This is a genomic window from Saccharibacillus alkalitolerans (assembly GCF_011090185.1).
Lineage (GTDB): Bacteria > Bacillota > Bacilli > Paenibacillales > Paenibacillaceae > Saccharibacillus > Saccharibacillus alkalitolerans.
Window position 1 is genome coordinate 694197 of record NZ_JAAFGS010000001.1, and the last position, 19962, is coordinate 714158.

General features: G+C 59.5%; 22 protein-coding genes. All 22 read left to right on the forward strand.

Features of this window, described 5'->3' with window-relative positions; genetic code table 11:
- Positions 1–57 precede the first annotated feature (57 nt).
- The 22 genes from GYN08_RS02950 (at position 58) to GYN08_RS03055 (ending at position 19589) form a co-directional block, all read left to right on the forward strand.
- On the forward strand, positions 58–501 hold the full coding sequence (locus GYN08_RS02950) for a hypothetical protein (protein ID WP_166272323.1): 444 nt from the start codon (positions 58–60) through the stop codon (positions 499–501).
- Positions 502–519: 18 nt separating this feature from the next.
- The gene (locus GYN08_RS02955) at positions 520–1143 is read left to right on the forward strand and encodes an immunity protein Imm33 domain-containing protein (RefSeq protein ID WP_166272325.1); all 624 of its coding nucleotides are present in this window, start codon (positions 520–522) and stop codon (positions 1141–1143) included.
- 17 nt (positions 1144–1160) lie between these two features.
- The gene (locus GYN08_RS02960; protein ID WP_166272327.1) at positions 1161–1847 is read left to right on the forward strand and encodes an SMI1/KNR4 family protein; all 687 of its coding nucleotides are present in this window, start codon (positions 1161–1163) and stop codon (positions 1845–1847) included.
- Positions 1848–2100: 253 nt separating this feature from the next.
- Positions 2101–2706 (forward strand): RNA polymerase sigma factor, encoded by a 606-nt coding sequence (locus GYN08_RS02965; RefSeq protein ID WP_166272329.1) that lies wholly within the window; start codon positions 2101–2103, stop codon positions 2704–2706.
- Positions 2696–3316: a hypothetical protein gene (locus tag GYN08_RS02970; RefSeq protein WP_166272331.1), complete on the forward strand. Its 621-nt coding sequence runs from the start codon at positions 2696–2698 to the stop codon at positions 3314–3316. Before GYN08_RS02965 ends, GYN08_RS02970 begins: the two co-directional genes overlap by 11 nt.
- Positions 3317–3366: 50 nt before the next feature.
- Positions 3367–3969, forward strand: coding sequence for a histidine phosphatase family protein (locus tag GYN08_RS02975; RefSeq protein ID WP_166272333.1), 603 nt, complete (start codon positions 3367–3369; stop codon positions 3967–3969).
- Positions 3970–4288: 319 nt separating this feature from the next.
- Positions 4289–4507 carry an IDEAL domain-containing protein gene (locus tag GYN08_RS02980; protein ID WP_166272335.1) on the forward strand — a complete coding sequence of 73 codons (219 nt, stop codon included), beginning with the start codon at positions 4289–4291 and terminating at the stop codon, positions 4505–4507.
- Positions 4508–4633: 126 nt separating this feature from the next.
- A complete protein-coding gene (locus GYN08_RS02985; protein WP_166272337.1) occupies positions 4634–5293 on the forward strand; it encodes a DUF1405 domain-containing protein in 660 nt (219 codons plus the stop codon).
- Positions 5294–5407: 114 nt separating this feature from the next.
- Positions 5408–5761, forward strand: coding sequence for a nucleotide pyrophosphohydrolase (locus GYN08_RS02990; RefSeq protein WP_166272339.1), 354 nt, complete (start codon positions 5408–5410; stop codon positions 5759–5761).
- On the forward strand, positions 5758–6558 hold the full coding sequence (dapB, locus tag GYN08_RS02995; protein ID WP_166272341.1) for a 4-hydroxy-tetrahydrodipicolinate reductase: 801 nt from the start codon (positions 5758–5760) through the stop codon (positions 6556–6558). The genes GYN08_RS02990 and dapB overlap by 4 nt, the downstream gene beginning before the upstream one ends.
- 38 nt (positions 6559–6596) lie before the next feature.
- A complete protein-coding gene (gene mgsA, locus GYN08_RS03000; RefSeq protein WP_166272343.1) occupies positions 6597–7025 on the forward strand; it encodes a methylglyoxal synthase in 429 nt (142 codons plus the stop codon).
- Entirely contained in the window at positions 7018–7716 is a 699-nt protein-coding gene (gene bshB1, locus GYN08_RS03005; protein WP_166272345.1) for a bacillithiol biosynthesis deacetylase BshB1, read from the forward strand. Before mgsA ends, bshB1 begins: the two co-directional genes overlap by 8 nt.
- A 27-nt stretch (positions 7717–7743) precedes the next feature.
- Positions 7744–8904 carry an N-acetyl-alpha-D-glucosaminyl L-malate synthase BshA gene (bshA, locus tag GYN08_RS03010; RefSeq protein ID WP_166272347.1) on the forward strand — a complete coding sequence of 387 codons (1161 nt, stop codon included), beginning with the start codon at positions 7744–7746 and terminating at the stop codon, positions 8902–8904.
- A 46-nt stretch (positions 8905–8950) separates the two neighbouring features.
- On the forward strand, positions 8951–10315 hold the full coding sequence (locus GYN08_RS03015) for a CCA tRNA nucleotidyltransferase (RefSeq protein WP_235945719.1): 1365 nt from the start codon (positions 8951–8953) through the stop codon (positions 10313–10315).
- A gap of 38 nt (positions 10316–10353) precedes the next feature.
- Positions 10354–11412, forward strand: a complete 1059-nt coding sequence (locus GYN08_RS03020) for a biotin--[acetyl-CoA-carboxylase] ligase (RefSeq protein ID WP_166273090.1) — start codon at positions 10354–10356, stop codon at positions 11410–11412.
- A 341-nt stretch (positions 11413–11753) separates the two neighbouring features.
- Positions 11754–12683, forward strand: a complete 930-nt coding sequence (gene panB / locus GYN08_RS03025; RefSeq protein WP_166272351.1) for a 3-methyl-2-oxobutanoate hydroxymethyltransferase — start codon at positions 11754–11756, stop codon at positions 12681–12683.
- Positions 12680–13594 carry a pantoate--beta-alanine ligase gene (gene panC, locus GYN08_RS03030; RefSeq protein WP_166272353.1) on the forward strand — a complete coding sequence of 305 codons (915 nt, stop codon included), beginning with the start codon at positions 12680–12682 and terminating at the stop codon, positions 13592–13594. The genes panB and panC overlap by 4 nt, the downstream gene beginning before the upstream one ends.
- The gene (panD, locus tag GYN08_RS03035; RefSeq protein WP_166272355.1) at positions 13587–13970 is read left to right on the forward strand and encodes an aspartate 1-decarboxylase; all 384 of its coding nucleotides are present in this window, start codon (positions 13587–13589) and stop codon (positions 13968–13970) included. Before panC ends, panD begins: the two co-directional genes overlap by 8 nt.
- Before the next feature lie 235 nt (positions 13971–14205).
- The gene (gene dinG, locus GYN08_RS03040; protein WP_166272357.1) at positions 14206–17070 is read left to right on the forward strand and encodes an ATP-dependent DNA helicase DinG; all 2865 of its coding nucleotides are present in this window, start codon (positions 14206–14208) and stop codon (positions 17068–17070) included.
- 24 nt (positions 17071–17094) lie between these two features.
- Positions 17095–17772 (forward strand): redox-sensing transcriptional repressor Rex, encoded by a 678-nt coding sequence (locus GYN08_RS03045; RefSeq protein ID WP_166272359.1) that lies wholly within the window; start codon positions 17095–17097, stop codon positions 17770–17772.
- Positions 17735–19045, forward strand: a complete 1311-nt coding sequence (locus tag GYN08_RS03050; protein ID WP_166272361.1) for an amidohydrolase — start codon at positions 17735–17737, stop codon at positions 19043–19045. Before GYN08_RS03045 ends, GYN08_RS03050 begins: the two co-directional genes overlap by 38 nt.
- 25 nt (positions 19046–19070) lie before the next feature.
- A complete protein-coding gene (locus tag GYN08_RS03055; RefSeq protein WP_166272363.1) occupies positions 19071–19589 on the forward strand; it encodes a DUF5590 domain-containing protein in 519 nt (172 codons plus the stop codon).
- Positions 19590–19962 lie beyond the last annotated feature (373 nt).

The window sequence follows — 19962 nt, forward strand, 5'->3', positions numbered from 1 at the left end:
AGCCTTCCCGAAAAGAGGCATACGGACAAACGGAAACCGATAAACGGAGGGCTTGCATTGAACAAAGAACAAGCGGTCGAGCGGCTGAACATGCACGCGTTCGTACACGAGGATCTCGAGCACGAAAAGGTCCGGGACGGATTTCTCGGCATGCTGCGCCCCTACCAAGGCAGACTGATCGACGAGAACTTTCATGAGCTGATGGAAATTCTCGACGTTTTGGCGGAAGAGCTCGAAAAGGATCCGCTGGACCGGGAGATCGTGTCGCGATTGTGGAGCATCTGCCAGTACGCAAGAGCTTGGGCGATCGAGCCGAACGGCATGCTGCGAAGAAACGAACTCATTTCCGACGAAGAACTCGGGAAAATGGCGGAATGGATCGATATGCTGTCTTATGCGGTGGCGACGCTGCTGGAAGGCGGCGGCCGGGAAGAAGCGTTTTGGGGATACAAGGAATACCTGAACGAGCAGGAGCGTATTCGGAAAAAGAATCAATCCTGAAAAAGGGGGGGCGGCACGATGCTAATTACGAAAACCAAAGCGATCGGCTCGCGGACTTTTTCGCTCAAATGCGACGACTCGTTGGAGACGCAGGGCGAATTTTTGCTGAACCTGTTCCGGGACACGGAAGAAGAAACGGGATTTCTGGAAGACGGAATGAAGATTCAGGTGGGGTGGAGCATTCTGTTCGTGCATGAACTGGACAGCGAAAATGCCGAAATTCTCGCGCCCGATTACGCGACCAATCCGTTCGCCCGCACGACCGACGATTTGTCCGCGACTCTGACCGTTCAGCTGGCGCAAAATCATGTGCTGAAGCTGACGGGCGCAGGCGGGGAAACCACGCTGTTTCAAGACACGCTGATTTCTTCCGAACGGGCTTTGGCGGCGGATCGCGTCTATCTGGAACGGACCGAACATCGCGAAGAAGGCAGATCCGGTTGGTACTTGGGACCTGTCGAGGGGGAAGTGGCGCAGGATGAACTGAGACTTTATTACGCGTTCCAGCTGTTCAACCTTCGTCCGGGCGTGCTGAAGGTGCTGGCGCTGCCCAAAGGATATGTGGCCGTATTGAACGGAGAAGATATCGAAGCCGTACTGGACCCGTCGGACCGGGGCGTCTGGCGCGGAGACAGCGAATAAGGAGAGCGGATCAAGCGATGAACGATACATACGGAGTGACAGAGCATTGGATGTCTTTTGAACGGGCCATGACGGAGGCGGCTCCCGAATTCCCGGGTTACTTGAACGGTCCCGCTTCCGAAGAAGCGATCGCCGAGACGGAGCGCCGCATAGGCCGCCCGCTGCCCGAGCAGATGAAGCGGCTGTACCGGATTCACGACGGGGAAGACCACAGCTACGGCACGGTGTTCGGGCTGGAATTCCTTCCGTTGGAAGAAGCGGCCGGACGCTGGGAACAGTGGCGCGACCTGATCGACGGCGAAGACGAAGAAAGTCTGCGCGAGTTGGCCGGAGATGCTGCTTCCGTGCCCGAAGGCGCGATCCGAACGGTGTATGCGAGCAAAGGCTGGATTCCGGTGCTGTTCGACGGAGCGGGCTGCTTTATCGGCATCGATCTTGACCCGGGTCCTGCCGGCAAAGTGGGTCAGATCATCAATTTCGGCCGGGACGAAGATGAAAAAGTCGTGCTGGCGGAAGATTTGGCGGGGCTGCTGAAGATGCTGGCCGAGCAGGCTCCCCATGTGACGATAGAGCGGGAAGAAGAATCAGATGATGAAGATGAAGATGAAGATGAAGAACGGGACGACGTCTTTTTCTCGCTGGGCGATTCGCACGCCATCGACGTATTGAAGCAAGTCGCGAAAAATCGCGAAATTCCGGGATAAGCGGTTCGAACGGCTCGGCGGATAAGATCCGCCGAGCCGTTCGTTCTTGCGAAAAAAGAAGAAGCGAGCAGCCGAATACGGCGGAAAAACGGGTAAAAATATAGCAAACAGAAAATTTTACCGACTGCTGCAACCTTTTCGGGGCCCCGCGCGTCTATGAGTCGACCGCCCGGCTTTTTTTGCAAAAGACGGGCTTTATGATAAAATGGGCTGTAGATTTTTTTTGCGGCGAGCGAGGGAGGGCGCGTTTTCGATGGAAGATTCCCAGTTGATTCGGGAAATTAAAGCGGGGAATGTCGAACTTTACTCCGTTCTTATGCGGCGCTACCAGCGCAAAATTTTAGCGTTCACCTATTATATGTTGAAGGGCGCGGGCCTCGGCCATCTTGCCGAAGACGTCAGTTCCGAAACTTTTTATAAAGCGTTCAAAAGCCTTCAGTCGTTCCGGGAAGTCGAAGCTTCCTTCTCGACGTGGCTCTATACGATTGCAAGAAACACGGCGCTGAGCGAACTGCGCAGGCACCGGGCGACGAACGTGCCGCTCGAAGACGGGGAGCTGGTCACGGACTCTTCGACCGAAGCGGCGCCGGAACAGGCTCTGCTGCGCAGCGAACAGGTCGGCATGGTACGGACGGCGATCGACAATTTGCCGGAGAAGCAGCGCGCGGCGCTGATTCTGCGCGAATACGACCAGATGGATTACCAGGAGATCGCGCGCATTTTGGGGCAAAGCATCAGCTCGGTGAAATCTCTGTTGTTCCGTGCAAGGCTCAGCATCAAAAATCAATTGGAACCCTATTACTACGGACCGGTCTACGAAGAGGAGATTTACAAGGGGATGAGACCGAATGAAGGGTAGAGAAGATGGCGGACACCGGGCGGGCATGCGCTGGAATCCGAACGGCCAGCAGCGCCCAGGCGGCTTCAAGGAGGCGCCGTTTCGGCCTGAAGACCGGCGGAGCGAGGCTTTTGATCTCGACGATTTTCCGGAACTGGACGACTTGCTGCAGGAAGCGGGCGCGGACGTGCCGGATATCGACGCGGAACGCATGAATCGCGGCGTCATGGACCGGATATACGAAGAATCGCCCTGGCTGCTTCCCGGCGAGGCGAAGACTTACGCATCCCAGCATCGGTTCCGCAGCCGGGCAGCCGTATGGATTGCCGCGCTGCTCGCCGTCTTTCTCGTCAGCTTCGTCTATCTCGTGGGCTGGGGCGTTCCCGATGATCGGAAAAGCGCGGCTCAGGAAGTGCCGGCCGGCGTGATCGTCCAGCCGCTGACCGTGCAGGCCGGCGAATCCGTTTCCGGCTCGGCGGCGGATTCGGCGCAGCCGTCGGATCGGGGCATCGTCGAGCCGCTGGTCGCCCAGATCGGGCCGACGCATCCGCAGTACTGGATGTTTCTGTCGTTGACCGGCATGGGATTGGCGCTGCTGTCGCTTACGCGCATTGCGACGATGCGCAAATAACCGCTGCCCGAACGGGGCTGCATTCACAGAAAAAGATAGGGGAGAGGCGCATGCGAATCGGATTGATCAGACACGGATTGACCGACTGGAACGCGGCCGGGCGGATTCAGGGCCGCAGCGACATTCCGCTTAACGACGAAGGTCGGCGCCAGGCCGCCAAATTGGCCGAACGTCTGGCGGAAGAAGACTACGAGTGGGACTTCGTCGTTTCCAGCGGCCTGCTCCGCGCGCAGGAAACGGCCGAAATTATTGCCGCCAAGCTCGATCTGCCGCTGCTCGAGGCGGATCCCCGTTTGACCGAGCGCGGATTCGGACAGGTCGAGGGCATGACGCTTGCCGAACGGGAAGAGCGCTTCGGGGCGGATTGGAACGCGGCCGATGTGGGACAGGAGAAGCTGGAAGCGCTGGAAGAGCGGGCGCTGGCCTTCATCGCCGATCTGGAGATCAAGTATCCGGACGGCAGCGTGCTCGTCGTCACGCACGGCGGCCTGCTCGCCCAGCTGTACCGGGCCATGTACAAAGACCGCCAGAGCGAACGCATCGGCAATCTGGCGCTTACGGTGCTGGAGAAACGGGGCGACCTGTGGGAACCTCTCGTATTCAACTGCACGAGACATCTGCTCGTCGAGCCCGCAGTCGACGAGCGCGGCTGACCGAATATCGAAGTTCGAAACGAAAGCCTTCCGACGGCGGCATGCCGGCGGAAGGCTTTTTTTCGTCTATGCTGCGACACGGCGGCTGCCCAATCGAAAGAGCGATTTTTTCCGTTCTATGGTGCATGGCTTGCAATTATGGTTATAAACAAAGAAAGGAGCCGACTTCTTTTCTCTTGCTTCTTGAAAGCGCGAAAAAATGAGGACGCTCCCATTCAAACGTTACAGGGGTTCGCGGGGGAAAACCCGACTCCAGCCAGAAGTCGCGGAAGCCGTCACAATTGCCGGCGAAGATACGAAAACTCGGGAGGTGCGTCCTTTGGACAAGATGAAAGCCGCTTACGAAGTGATGTTGGGTCTGGCCGCCGAGATGGTATGGGATGAAGCGCTGCGCAAACGGCGCTGCGAAACGCTGCAGCAGGAAATAGACGCGGCTCTCGCGAGCGGGGACGAACTGGCGTTCCTGGCCTTGACCAGCGAATTGAAAACATTGGAACGAGGCGGAATCGAAGCCGAGTCGTCAAGCTTGCCAACTTGAAGATCTGAAAGTTAAAATAAAAACGGGTTCATAAAAAGCCTGACCGCATTTGCGGTCAGGCTTTTTATGAAGGAGCGGCCGGGCAGGGCAGCATGGGCCGTTTTAAATTCATGCGGGAGGAACAACATGTCGTTTTCATGGTTATGGAGCAGGGGCCTGCTGACGGACCGGCGCATTCTGTGGCTGCTGTTGATCAGCAATCTGGTCGGAACGCTATACGGGTATGTCTGGTACGGCGTGCAGCTGGCAGACGTCTGGAACACCCGTCCGGCTTGGCAGATCGTGTTCGTGCCGGACAGTCCGACGGCGAGCCTGTTCTTTACGCTGGCCGTATTGGGCCTGCTTTTTCCGCCGTCTTCGCGTTTCATGCGCGGAGCGGTGCGTCTGATCGAAGCGCTGGCCGTGGTGACCTCGGTCAAGTACGGCGTATGGGCCGTTTCGATCATTTTTTGGGATGCGGCTCTCGGCCAGGCGATCGAACCTCTGAGCTGGATGCTGATCGCTTCGCACGGCATTATGGCGGCGGAAGCGCTGCTGTATGTCCGTTTTTTCAGCCTGGGTACTTTATGGCTCATTCCGGCCGCGATCTGGACGTTCGCCAACGATACGGTAGATTATACGTACGGCGTTTTCCCTTATCTGTCGGCGGAACATCTGGCCCGGCTCGACCAGGTGAGGAACTTCACCTTCGCGCTGACGGCAGCCAGCGTTCTGGCCGGATGGCTGGCGATTCGCGGCGCCGGCCGGGGAAGGCGTTCGGCGGAACCTTTGGGCCGGGGACGTTGAAGAGGCCTCCCCGATCATCGGCCGCGGTCCCGGGGGTAGCAAATAAAATTTCTTTGCGATAACATAGGAAAGAGTGCAGCGGACCTAACATCGCAGAAGGAGGCGGACGCCGAAATGGAGAAAAGCCTGGCGGAGATGCAGCGGGAAGTCGATCGCTATATCTCGCAGTTTAAGGAAGGATATTTCAGCCCGCTGTCGATGCTCGCCCGAATGACCGAAGAGGTCGGCGAGCTGGCGCGGGAGGTTAACCACAGCTTCGGCGAGAAGCCGAAGAAGAGCGGGGAAGAAGACAATTCGATCGAATTGGAGCTGGGCGATATTTTGTTTATCACTCTGTGCTTTGCCAATTCGCTGAATATCGACCTGACCGAAGCCCATGACAAAGTCATGCATAAATTCAATACGCGCGACAAGGACCGCTGGACGCGGATCGATGCCGATGCGCAGCAGGGGGAGGAACCGCAGTGAGCAAAAAAATCAAAGTGGCCGTAGCCGGAGCCGGCGGGCGAATGGGACGAGAGGTCGTCAAAATGGTGCTTGCGGACGAAGCGTTGGAGCTCGTCGCGGCCGTGGACCGTTCGGGCGCAGGAAGCGATGCGGGCGAGCTCGCCGGATTGAAACCGTGCGGCATCGAGACGGTCGCCGACCTGGACGCGGCGCTGTCGTCGGCCAAGCCGGACGTCCTGGTGGACTTCACGGTGCCGTCCGTCGTATACGCCAATACGGTGACGGCGATCAAGCACGGCGTGCGCCCGGTCGTGGGAGCGACGGGCTTTACGCCGCAGCAGATCGAAGAATTGGACGGCATGTGCCGCGAAGCGGAAATCGGAGGGCTTATCGCTCCGAACTTCTCGGTCGGCGCCATTCTCATGATGCAGTTCGCGGCGAAAGCCGCCGAATACCTGCCGCATGTCGAGATCATCGAATATCACGGCGACCAGAAACTTGACGCGCCGTCGGGCACTTCGATCAAGACGGCGGAGCTGATCGCGCAGGGCCGCGAGAAGCTGAAGCAGGGCAACCCGAACGAGGAAGAAATTTTGCCGGGCGCGCGCGGAGGGGAATACGAAGGATTCCGCATCCACAGCGTGCGCCTTCCGGGCGTCTTCGCGCAGCAGGAAGTCATCTTCGGCGGGTACGGGCAGAGCCTCAAGATCCGCCACGATTCCTACGAGCGGGCGGGCTACATGCCGGGCGTCAATATCGGAATCAAGAAAGTGACGGAATACACCGGGATGGTGTACGGCTTCGAGCATTTGATGTAAGTCCATTATTTATCGACAACGTTCGGAAAGAGGGACCTTTGATGAAAATCGCATTTATCGCGCACGACCGCAAAAAAGACGAGATGGTTAATTTTGTGACGGCTTACGAACAGGCTTTCGCGGGCAGCGAGCTGTATTCGACGGGAACGACGGGACAGCGGATCATGGAAGCGACAAACCTGAAGATCCACCGCTTCATGTCCGGCCCGCTCGGCGGCGATCAGCAGATCGGGGCGCTGGTCGCGGAGAACGAACTGGATCTGATCATTTTCCTGCGCGATCCGCTGATGGCCCAGCCGCACGAGCCGGATATTACGGCGCTGCTGCGGATCTGCGACGTACAGGGCATTCCGGTGGCGACCAACGTCGCGACGGCCGAGATTCTCGTCAAGGCGCTGATGCGCGGAGACTTCGGTTGGCGGGAGCTGGTACATAAATACAAGCCGGGAATCGAGAGCAATGAGTGAGCCGCTCGACATTTTGATCTTCGGCGCCCATGCCGACGATGCCGAGATCGGCATGGCGGGCACGATCGTCAAGCATACGCGCGCGGGCTTCCGTGTCGGCATCTGCGACTTGACGTTCGCGGAAATGTCGTCCAACGGTACGGTTGAGCTGCGCAAACAAGAAGCCGAGTCGGCGTCCGCCGTACTCGGCCTCTCCGTGCGCCTCAATCTCGGCCTGCCGGATCGCGGCCTGCTGCGTAGCGAGGAACATATTCGCCTGATCACGGCCGAAATCCGAAATTGGGCCCCGCGCGTCGTGTTCGCCCCGTACTGGCAGGATCGGCATCCTGACCATATCGCCTGCAGCGGGCTGGTGGAGGAAGCCGTATTCAATGCCAAGCTGCGTCGTTATCTGCCGGATATTCCGCCGGTAACGGTCGGGCAGCTGTACTTTTATTTCATCAACGATCCCGGACGTGCGGACCTAATGGTCGACGTCACGGAAGTTTACGCGGAAAAGGAGGCGGCGCTGCGCTGTTACGCATCGCAGTTTACCGGGCCCGGACAGGGCTCGGACGCCGTCGATACCCCGCTGACCGCCCAGTACGTGGAGCGGGTGAAGGCGAGAGATTTCCTGCTCGGCCAAAAACGCGGAACCGGTTATGCGGAAGGGTTTGCTTCCCGCCTGCCGTATCCGGTCAATCTTTTTTAAAGCGGCGAGAAAGGAGTTCCGGCCTCAATGAACGACACACTCAAAATCGGCATCACCTGCTACCCCTCGCTCGGCGGATCGGGAGTGGTGGCGACGGAACTGGGCAAGCTGCTGGCGGAGAAGGGGCACGAAGTTCATTTCATTACGCACAGCATTCCTTTCCGGCTCGGAGCCTTTCATAAAAATATTCATTACCATGAAGTGCAGGTCAGCGACTATTACGTATTCCGCTATCCGCCGTACGATCTCTCGCTCGCGTCCAAGATGGCCGAAGTGGTCAAACGGGAAAAGCTCGATATTCTGCATGTCCATTACGCGGTGCCGCATGCGGTCTGCGCGTATTTGGCCAAGCAGATGGTCGGCGAAGAGCTGAAAATCGTGACTACGCTGCACGGGACCGACATTACGGTGCTGGGACAGGACGTTACGCTCAAAGACTTGATCGCTTTGGCGATTAACCGCAGCGATGCGGTGACGGCCGTGTCGGCCGACCTGATCGGCCAGACGCGGGCCGCGCTCGACATTACGCGGGACATCGACCTTACCTACAACTTTATCGATAAAAGGGTATACTATCCGCGGGAAGTGTCGAAGCTGCGAAACGAGTTCGCCTCTCCGGACGAGAAAATCCTGATGCATATTTCGAACTTCCGCCCCGTCAAACGGGTGCCCGACGTGATCGACGTATTCCACCGGGTCAATCGGGAGATGCCGTCGAAGCTGCTGCTGGTCGGAGAAGGGCCGGACATGCCGAAAGTGCAGAGCAGGATCCGCGAACTGGGACTCGAAGACCGGGTTCATTTCCTCGGCAAACAGGACGAGATCGCGCAGGTGATTTCTTTGGCCGATATTTTGCTGCTGCCTTCGGAAAAGGAAAGCTTCGGTCTGGTCGCGCTGGAGGCGATGGCCTGCGGCGTGCCGACGGTCGGCTCGGAAGCGGGCGGCATTCCGGAGCTTGTGGAGCACGGCGTGACCGGTTACCTGGCTCCCATCGGCGATACGGCCGCCATGGCCGGTTATGCCGTCTCTTTGCTTCGCGATCCGGCGAGAGCCGCGCAGCTGCGGTCCGCCTGCCTGGAACGGGCCTATACGCAGTTCTGCGATCAGAAGATTACGCGCGAATACGAAGAGATTTATTACCGCGTCCTGGGACGCAAGCTGCCGGGCGCGATCGCTCAAGGCTGTTGAGCGGCTTCGTCCGGCGGAAAAAGAACGGAAACGGAGATGAATGCATTTGACGCAGTGGAAGCATGCCGATCCGCAGCAGGTGCGGTTGAGCGCGGAAATTTTGCGTTCGCTGGAGGCGGCGGGGCACACGGCCTGCTGGGTGGGCGGCTGCGTGCGCGACGAGCTGATCGGCCGTCCGGTCAACGATATGGACATCGCCACGTCGGCGCGTCCCGAAGAGGTGACCGGCCTGTTCGAACGGACGGTGCCGACGGGAATCGAGCACGGCACGGTAACGGTAGTCATGGAAAAAATTCCGTTCGAAGTCACGACTTTTCGGACGGAATCGGACTACAAGGACTTCCGCCGTCCGGAGGAAGTGACCTTCGTTCGTTCGCTGGACGAAGACCTGCGGCGGCGCGATTTCACGATGAACGCGATCGCCCGTCGGCCGGACGGCGAATACGTCGACCCTTATGGCGGAAGAACGGATCTAGCGAAAGGCGTCATCCGCTGCGTGGGGGACGCCCGCGAACGGTTCCGGGAAGACGCGCTGCGCATGCTGCGCGGCGTGCGCTTCGCTTCCGTGTTCGGCTTCGAGCTGGAGCCGCGGACGTGGGAAGCGATGCTCGAGCTGCGCGATAATATGCGCCACATTGCCGCGGAGCGCATTCGCGCCGAGCTGGAGAAGATGCTCGGCGGAACGAGACCGGCCGAGGGGCTCCGTCTGCTGGAGCGAAGCGGCCTTCTGGCGGAAGCGAAGATCCGCCTGACGCCGCAGGCGCTTGCCTCGGCGCGTCCGGAACGGCTGGGCGCGCTGCCGCCGAAGCCGGCGGAGCTGCGCTGGGCGGCGCTGCTCCAAGGGCTCGGCGTGTCCGGCGACGAAGCGGAAACGCTGCTGAAGAGCTGGACGTTCTCCGGCGGATTCGCCAAATCCGCCGCGGCGCTGCTGCGCATCGACGCGCGGATGGGCGCGGGGGATTTGGAAGCCGGGGCCGGAAAGGCGAACGAAGCCGAAAAGGCCGCCGTCCGAGCCGGCGAAGCGGGCGAGGAACATGCAGCGGGGGGAGAAAGGCGGAAGCTTTCCTTCGTCCGTTGCGTGCTCGATTTCGGCCGGGCTGCGGCCGAAAACTGGCTGCTTTACCGATCCGCATTGAACGGAGAGGACGAAGCCGCCGCCGCAAGAAGAGAGAGCGCTTCGGCTTGGCTGGCGGAGATTCCGGCGGAGTCGCCGCGGGAACTGGCGCTGGGCGGGAACGAAATCGTCGGACGGTTGAGCCGAAAGCCAGGACCTTGGCTGGGCGCGCTGATCCGGCAGCTGCTGGAAGGGGCCGCCATGGGCCGTTTCGCCAATGAACGCGAAGCGCTGCTCGCGGAGATCGCGCGGCTCGAAGAAGAAAAGGGCATGATCGAGGAGGCGCCGACCGAATGAACGAAGACGAAAAGCAGCGCGGTCTCGGGCAGGAGAGAATGCCGGCGGCGAGGGACGAGGCGGCGCCGGTCGGAACGGACCGCCCGAACGGAAGCCGGGATCGGCTGCTGGACATGTTCGAAGCGGCCGCCGGACGGTATTTGTCGGGCGAAGAGATCAGCCGCCGGCTCGGTGTCAGCCGCACGGCCGTATGGAAGCAAATTCGCAGGCTGAAGGATGCCGGTTACGTATTCGACGCTTCGCCCAAGCTGGGGTATCGTCTGTCCGCCTCCGCTTCGGCGCTCGACGCCCGGCGCATCGAATCGGGGCTGTCGACCGAGCGCTTCGGCCGGCATTTGACCGTGCTGGCGAAGACCGATTCGACGCAGACCGAGGCGGAGAAGCGCGCGAGAGAAGGCGCGCCGGAAGGCACGCTCGTCGTCGCGGAAGAACAGATGTCCGGCCGCGGCCGTCAGGGCCGGGTCTGGCATTCCCCGCCGGGACGGGGCGTCTGGATGAGCGCCGTGCTGCGCCCGGAAGGGCCGCTGACGGCCGTTCCGCAGCTGACGCTGCTGGCGGCGGTCGCCGTCTGCCGGGCGATCCGAACGGTAAGCGGCGTGGAAGCCGGCATCAAATGGCCGAACGACCTGCTGGCGGACGGCCGCAAACTGTGCGGCATCCTGCTGGAGGCGGTCATCGAAGACGGCCGCGTCCGCCACTGCATCATGGGCATCGGCATCGACGCCAATCTGGAAGAATCCGATTATCCCGAGGAGCTGCGCGATAAAGTGACTTCGCTGCGGCGCGAATCGGGCGCGGAAGTCGACCGTTCGGCGCTGATCGCCGCGGTCATGAACGAATTCGAAGCGCTGTACGCGCTGTATGCGGAAAGCGGCTTCGATCCGATCCGTTCGCTGTGGGAATCGCTCAGCGTCACCCTCGGACGGGAGATTTCCGTACGCGACGCGCGGGGCGAACGCCGGGGAATCGCCCATAGTCTCGGGACACAGGGCGAGCTGATGATGCAGACCGAGAACGGAGCCGTCGTACCCGTCTATTCGGGCGATATCGAGCTCTATCCCGGCGGGACGGACAGTTACGGAGAAAAAGCAAGATGATTTCTTTTTGCGCATTTGTTATACTGACGTTGCGGAGGCGGTATCGGACATTGGGACGAACTGCACTGCCGCGGCGTTAGACAAGCATGACCATAGTTTGGAACACAGGAAATTGGAAATGCCCTGCAGTTCTGCTCTGAGCCGTAAGAGGACCGAGACAGAAGGGAGAAGCGAATCGTCGCACCCGTTTCTTCTTCGATTTTCGGCCCTTTTGGTGAAAGCTGAAAGGTTGTTTGCGTTGGACGAAATTGTAAATTCCTGCAAACGCCTTGACTAAGAGGCCGTCCCGAATCGCTCCGAGCGATCGCGGAACGGGCTTAACCCCAAAGGAGCCTGATAACATGGCAGCAAAAAAACCGTTGAACGTAGTGAAAATCAGCAAAATGAAACAGCAGCAGGATCGCCTGACGATGATTACGGCGTACGACTATCCGTCCGCGAAGCTGGCGGAAGAAGCCGGCGTCGATCTGATTCTGGTCGGAGATTCCCTGGGCAACGTCGTGCTCGGTTACGACTCGACGATTCCCGTTACGCTGGACGACATGGTCTATCATTCGAGAGCGACGGCGCGCGGAGCGCAAAATACGTTCATCGTCGCCGATATGCCTTTTATGACCTATCACGGAAGTATCGATGAGACGCTTAAAGGCGTGCGCCGCCTGATGCAGGAAGGCCATGCGCATGCCGTGAAAATGGAGGGTGGACTGGAGATCGTGCCGGCGGTCAAGGCGATCGTGCAATCCGGCGTGCCGGTGCTGGGCCATATCGGCCTGACGCCGCAGTCGGTCAACACGATCGGCGGTTACCGCGTGCAGGGCAAGGACGCCGAAGACGCCAAGCGCCTGATGAACGAAGCGAAGGCGCTGGAGCAGGCCGGCGCGTTTGCGGTCGTGCTGGAGCTGGTGGCGGAAGAGACCGCCGCGGCGATCACCCGCGAACTGTCGATTCCGACGATCGGCATCGGCGCCGGACGTCAGTGCGACGGCCAGGTGCTGGTGTTCCACGACGTGGTCAAATACGCTTCTCCTTATATGGAAAAACGCTTCGTCAAGACGTTCGCTGACGTGGGCTCGCAGATACGCGAAGGCATCGAAGCTTACGTGAACGAAGTCAAAAACGGTGCTTTCCCGGCCGAAAATCATGTGTTCAAAGCCGACGAAGGAGTAAGCGAATCGCTCGATTCGCTGTACGGCGGCGGGAAAACGGAAGATCTTCCCGTGAACGCGGAAGCATCCGCGTCCGATAAAGAGAAAGTGGGGGCGCAGCGATGAAGATCGCCAGAACGATCGCCGAAGCGCGCGCCTTCATCGCCGAGCTGCGCGAACAGCGGCGCGGCAAGGACGCGGGGAACCTCGTCGGCTTCGTGCCGACGATGGGCTATCTGCATGAAGGCCATGCCAGCCTGCTGCGACGTTCGCGGCAGGAGAGCGGCATCTCGGTGCTGAGCATCTTCGTCAATCCGATCCAGTTCGGGCCCGGCGAAGATTTGGAGCGTTATCCCCGCAGCGAGGAAGCCGATCTGAAGCTGGCCGAACGCGAAGGCGTCGACGTCGTTTTTCTCCCTTCGGTGCAGGAGATGTATCCGGAAGAACGCAAAACGACGGTGACCGTAACGGGCGTCACCGAACGGCTCTGCGGCGCCTCGCGCCCGGGGCATTTCGACGGCGTCGCGACGGTCGTATCCAAGCTGTTCAACATCGTGAAGCCGGATAAAGCTTTCTTCGGCGCCAAGGACGCTCAGCAGGTAGCCGTGCTGCAGAAGATGGTAAACGACCTCGATATGGACGTCGAGATCGTGCCCTGCCCGATCGTGCGGGAGGAAGACGGCCTGGCTTTGAGCTCGCGCAACGTCTATCTGAGCGAAGAGCAGCGCCGCGAAGCGCTGGTGCTGTCGCGTTCGCTGCGGGAAGCTTCGGTCCGTATCGAGAACGATCCGAACGCGACTCCGCGCCGGATCGTGGAGGATGTCACCCGGGCGATCCAGGCTTCGCCGATCGCCGAGATCGATTATGTGGAAATGCTCTCGTTCCCGGACCTGGAGCCGCTGGACGAAGAGCTCGGCCTGACGAATCTCAGGAAGGCCGGAGGTTCGGTCATTCTGGCGCTGGCCGTAAAGTTCGGATCGACCCGTCTGATCGACAATGCGATTATGAAGCTCAAGGAGGCTCCTCTGCATGTATAGAACAATGATGAAATCGAAAATCCACCGCGCGACCGTCACGGAAGCGAACCTGAATTACGTCGGCAGCATCACGATCGACGAAGATCTGATGGATGCGGCGGACCTGCTCGAGAACGAGAAAGTCCAGATCGTCGACAACAACAACGGCGAACGGCTCGAAACTTACGTCATTCCCGGCAAGCGCGGCAGCGGCGTCATCTGCCTCAACGGCGCGGCGGCACGGCGCGTGCAGCCGGGCGACACCGTCATTATCATCTCTTACGCCTCGATGTCGAACGAAGAGGCGCTGATCCATCAGCCGACGGTCGTGTTCGTCGATGCGGACAACCGCGCCGTCGAGACGGCGGCGAAAGAAGTTCACGCGACGGTACGTTAAAGAATTCGGCGCCTGCCCGAAGTCCCTTGCACGAAAAATTGCGGGCACCGGGCGGACGCGTCGTTTTGCGCCTTTTTCGGGGTCCCTTTTTCCACGCAGCGATGTGCCTTCAGCCGCGGAACGCGGCGCGAAGGCCTCGCTTTTTTTAGGCCCCGAAGAGTGGTGAAGAGTTTCCCAAACTGCCGTTTCTCTGTTATGCTGGTAAAGAATACGAGTGAAAGGATTTATCGACTCCATGAAATTTGCCGTTCTGGATTTTGAAACGACGGGCACTCAGGCATCGGATGCCATCATCCAGATCGGGCTGAGCGTCATCGACCACGATCTGCAAATCGTGGATACGTACCAATCCCTGGTTAATCCCGGCGTCCCGCTTCCCGGGTTCATTACCGAGCTTACGGGAATCCGCGAGGAACAGCTCGGCGAAGCTCCGGGTCTGGACGAAGCGATTATCGGAATGATTCCGCTTCTGGACGACGCCGTTCTGGTCGGACACAATGTGGCGTTCGATTTCGGATTTTTGCAGCGCGCGCTCGATCAGACCGGCTACCTGCCGTTTACCGGCCGGATTCTGGATACGATCGATCTGCTGCGCATTTTGTATCCTTCCATTACGAGTTATCAGCTTGGCGCGGTAGCGTCGCAGTTCGGCGTTCCGCACGAGCGTCCGCATCAGGCGGACAGCGATGCGCTGGCGACGGCGCACGTTTTTTTGCAGTGCCTGGAAGAAGCGCGCTCGCTCCCTCTGGTCACTTTGCAGCGCATCGCCGAACTGCTGGAGGGCGACAGCGACCTCGGCTGGTTTTTCGGAACGCTTGTGGAAGAGAAAGAGCTCGAGCCGCTTCAGGAAAGCGGGGAATACAAATTTTACCGCCAATTCGCCCTGAAAGCCGGCGAGTGGGGGGAAGTGCCGCCGGCCCGGGAAATACGGGACGGCGATCCGCTCGAAGGCGTGTCTTTCGAAGCGTTTTTGGAACAGGTGCAGGACAATTTGCGTACGGAGCTGCCCGGTTACGAGGAGCGGGAGTCGCAAAACATCATGTTCGGCAAAGTGCAGGAAGCGTTCGGAAGCGACAAGCATCTGCTGATCGAGGCGGGGACGGGAACGGGCAAGTCGCTCGGATACCTGATTCCGGCCATTTACGAGAGCGTAAAAAACGATCGCAAAGTCATGGTCAGCACGCATACGATCAACTTGCAGGAGCAGCTTCGCGAACGCGACGTTCCGCTTCTCACACGAGTCGTGCCGTTCGAGTTCCGCGCCTCGGTGTTCAAAGGACGCCAGCATTACTTATGCATGCGAAAGCTCGAACAAAAAATCGACCGCAGGGAATTCGTGCATCCCGCGGACGACGCCATGACGGCCGCGCAGCTTCTCGTCTGGCTTACCCGGACGCAGAGCGGCGACGACGAGGAACTGAATCTCGGAATCGGCCGCGGCCAGGATTTCTGGGACACGGTCGCGAGCGAGACGGATTCCTGCCTCGGCCGCGCCTGTCCGTGGTTCCGCAGCTGTTATTACTACCGGGCGAAGCATGAAGCTTCGATGGCCGACGTCGTCGTGACGAACCACTCCAAGCTGTTCTCCGACGTCAAAGCCGACGATCAGCTGCTGCCCGCCTACGAACGTCTCGTCATCGACGAAGCGCATCATCTGGAAGACGTCGCCGGCAAGCATCTCGGGCTGCATCTGAAGTATTTCTCGTTCGTGCATGCGATGGCCCGTTTGTACAAAGACTCGAAAAACGGCCAGCTTCCGGCGCTGCGCCAACTGTTGGGCCGGATCGACCACGAGAAAACGAACGAGTGGACCCGGGCGATCGACGACGTCATTCCGGAACTGATCGACGCCAAGGAAAGCTGGGACAAGCTGACGGAACTGCTCTATACGCTGCTGCCCGACCGGGTCGATCCTTCGGCTCCGGAAGCCGGGCAGCACACGCTGCGCCTGGCGGCGGGCGAATACCCGAAAGGCTGGGATAAGCTGGAAGCGCTCGAAGACCAGATTTACGTGGGACTCGGCGAAGCGATCCGCAGGGGCGAGCGCATGGCGTCCTCCGTCAAGGAGGACAGCGGCGATTATACGGCGGAAGGTCTCGCGACCGACATCGCCGGCCTGATCAAAGACCTGTCCGAAGCGCGCGAGTCGCTGCGGTTCTTCATGCGTCTCGACGACGGCGGCACGGTTTACTGGCTGGAGGGAAGCTCGCAGTTCAAAAGCAAGTCGCTGCAGATGTACGCGGTGCCGATCGATGTCAGCGCGCAGCTTCAGCAGCACTTTTTCGATAAAAAGAAAAGCGTCGTCCTTACTTCGGCCACGCTGGCCGTGGACAAGAAGTTCGACTATATGATCGACCAGTTGGGGCTGCGGGAAGCGGCTTCGCAAAAACGGCTGTTAACGGAAGTGCTGCCTTCCCCGTTCAATTACCGGGAGCAGGCCCTGCTCATTGTTCCGAGAGATTTCCCCAGCGTCAGAGGACAGACGGCGGATGCGGGCTTCCTGGCGGCGCTGACGGACTCGCTGGCGCGGACGGCGGAGGCGACGCAAGGCCGGATGCTCGTGCTGTTCACGTCGTACCGGATGCTGCGGCAGGTGTACGACCCGCTGAAGGAGCTGCTGTCGGCCTCGGGCATTTCGCTGATCGGCCAGGGCGTCGACAGCGGAAGCCGCAGCCGGCTGACCCGGCGTTTTCAGGAAAATTCGCGGTCGGTGCTGCTCGGAACGAGCAGCTTCTGGGAAGGCGTGGACATCCCCGGCGACGCGCTGACGTGTCTGGCGATCGTCCGGCTGCCTTTTCAACCGCCGAGCCATCCGCTGCTTGAGGCCAAGAGCGAGCTGCTTAAACGCCAAAACCTCAATCCGTTCATGAAATTGTCCGTGCCGCAGGCCGTCATCCGCTTCAAGCAGGGATTCGGCCGGCTGGTTCGGACGCGCCGCGACCGCGGCATCGTGATCGTGTACGATACGCGCGTAATCGAATCGTATTACGGCAAATATTTTTTATACTCGCTTCCCGGCCCGAAAATGGAGCATATGTCGCTCGAGCAGATCGTGCCGAGAGTCGCCGAATGGCTGGAGCCGGAAGCAAAAGAGGATTAACTTTTCCCCTGGGAGGGACCTTGGATGAAAGCGGAAAAAATTTCGGAAGCCGTCGTTCGCAGACTTCCCGTTTACTTGCGTCACCTGACCGAACTGCATAAACGGGAAGTGATGACGGTGTCGTCGCAGGAACTGGGACAAAAGCTGGATCTCAACCCGGCCCAGATCCGCAAAGATCTTGCGTATTTCGGCGACTTCGGCCGGAAGGGCATCGGCTACGACGTGTCTTATCTGATCGAGAAAATTCGGCATATCCTCAAGTTGGACCGCCAGATCAACGTCGCCCTGATCGGTGCCGGTAATTTGGGCCATGCGCTGTCCAACTACAATATGTACTTGAAAGAAAGCATGAAGATCGTCGCCGTGTTCGATTCTTACGCGCCGAAGATCGGCACCAAGATCAATATGCTGACCGTGCAGCCGATCGAAGAACTCAAAAATACCGTGGCGGAGAAAAACATTCGGGTCGGTATCATTACCGTGCCGGATTCGGAAGCGCAGCGGGTCGCGGATCAGCTGATCGAAGCGGGCGTCGAAGCCATTTTGAACTTTGCGCCGACGGTGCTGAAGGCTCCGGCCGAGGTTCGCATTCATGCGGCCGATTTCACGACGGACCTGCTCAGCCTGGCTTACTACCTCGACAACGGAAAGGAGACGGAAATTCATGACGACGGGAAACAGCCCGAGCAGGTGGATCGTTAAAAACGGCGTGTTCGCCACCGGCGAACAGGGAGGCGTCGTACGCGGATGCATGATCGTCGACGGCGGCATCATCGCTTATATCGGAACGGAAGAACCGGAAGAGGCGCGCGATCTGCCTTCGGTCGACGGAAAAGGACTGCTGTTCATGCCGGGCCTCGTCAACAGTCACGGCCATACGGCGATGTCGCTGCTGCGCGGCTACGGCGATGACATGGTGCTTCAGGAATGGCTGCAGGACAAAATGTGGCCGATGGAAGCCAAATTCACGTCGGACGACGTCTATTGGGGCACTTCCCTGTCCATCGTCGAGATGCTTAAGGGCGGAACGACGACTTTCCTCGACATGTACGACCATATGGACCGGGTCGCGGAAGCCGTCGGCAAATCGGGTATCCGCGCGTCGCTGACCCGCGGCGTCATCGGTCTGTGTTCCGAAGAAGAGCAGGAGCGCAAACTGGCCGAAGCGATCGAATTCGCGAAAAACTGGCACGGGGGCGCGGACGGCCGCATTACGGTGATGATGTCGCCGCACGCGCCGTATACCTGCCCGCCGGCTTACATCGAACGCTTCGTGCAGGCGGCGCATGATCTGGATCTGCCTCTGCACACGCATATGTCGGAAACGGCGGCGGAAGTGGAGCAGAACGTGCGCGATTACGGACTGCGTCCGGTCGCGCATCTCGAGAAACTGGGTTTCTTTTCCCGTCCGTCGATGGTGGCGCATGCCGTGCACTTGACGGATGAAGAAATCGAAACGCTCGCCGCGAACAAAGTGGCCGTCTCGCACAACCCGGGCAGCAACCTCAAGCTGGCCAGCGGCGTGGCGCGCGTGCCGCAGCTGCTGAAGGCGGGCGTCGTCGTCTCGCTCGGCACCGACGGTCCGGCGAGCAACAACAACCTCGACATGTTCGAAGAAATGCGTCTGGCCGCTCTGATCCATAAAGGCGTATCCGGCGACCCGACGGCCGTTCCCGCGCTCGAAGCGCTGCGCATGGGCACCCTGTACGGCGCGAAGTCGCTCTATCTCGACAATCTGGGTACGCTGGCGGCCGGCATGAAGGCCGATTTCGTCGCGCTCGATATCGAGCAGGCGCACTTCCTGCCGCGTACCGATTACGTGTCGCATATCGTCTACTCGGCTGCCGGACAGGACGTTCGCCATGTCTGGGTCGACGGTCGTCAGGTCGTGAAAAATCGCGAATGTCTGACGCTGGACGAAGAGAAAATCCGGTTCGAAGCCCAATCGGCGTTCGAAGGGCTGTTGGCCCGCTAAACCGGATACCGGGAGGAAAGTCAACGTGAGCAAGCGCACAAAAATTATTTTGCTGGCCGTGCTCATCGTGCTGATCCTGCTGTCGGGGGCCTATTTGTACTATACGCTCTCCATGCAGAATCGCACGGCTGAGCGAAGCGCGGCGATCTCGTCGGCCCGTGCCCAGGCGCAGCTGACCGAGGTCGAGCGCGCCGATAAATGGGTTTGGGGCGACAATTCGATTTTCTGGGTCGTTCAGGGGACGACGGTTTCGGGCGAAGAAGAGTACGTGTGGCTGAAGTATACGAGCGAAGGAACGCCGGTCGAAGGCAAAAATGCTTTTCGTACGCTGCCGCTGGCCGGCACGGTGTCTCGCGACGACATGAAAAGCCGTTTCGAAGCCGAATCCCCCGACGCCGATCTGGTACGAATGCTGCCGGGGATCTACAACAACCAGTATGTCTGGCAAGTTTTTTATGAACAAGGCGGAAAGCACTTTTACCGCTTTTACAATCTGAAGGACGGAAGCGCCATCGGCAGCGCTTATGAACTGGCGGAATGGTAGGAGCCCGAGCGGCCCGACGCCGGAAGAAGCAGCCAAAAAAACCAGCCTTTCCACATCGCGTGGAAAGGCTGGTTTTTTTTGCGCTCGAAAATTCCGTTCCGTTCGGCATTCTTCGACCGCATGACCGTTTTTGCACGCTTTTCAGTCCGCTTCTAGGAAGCGCGCCGATTCGTGCCGGGAGTCTCTTCCCGGTCGAAACCGTGCCAAGCAAGCCCGTAAGGGCTTCGGCGCGAATTAGAAAATGAGAAAACGGTGTGATATACTTATGCTTAATAAAGCGTTAAATTTGGATAAACGAAGGAAATCGACAGCTTTGATCGAAAGTGTCCGGAAATGCCAAAAAAGCATTTTGCGGAAAAATGCCGAAAAGTCG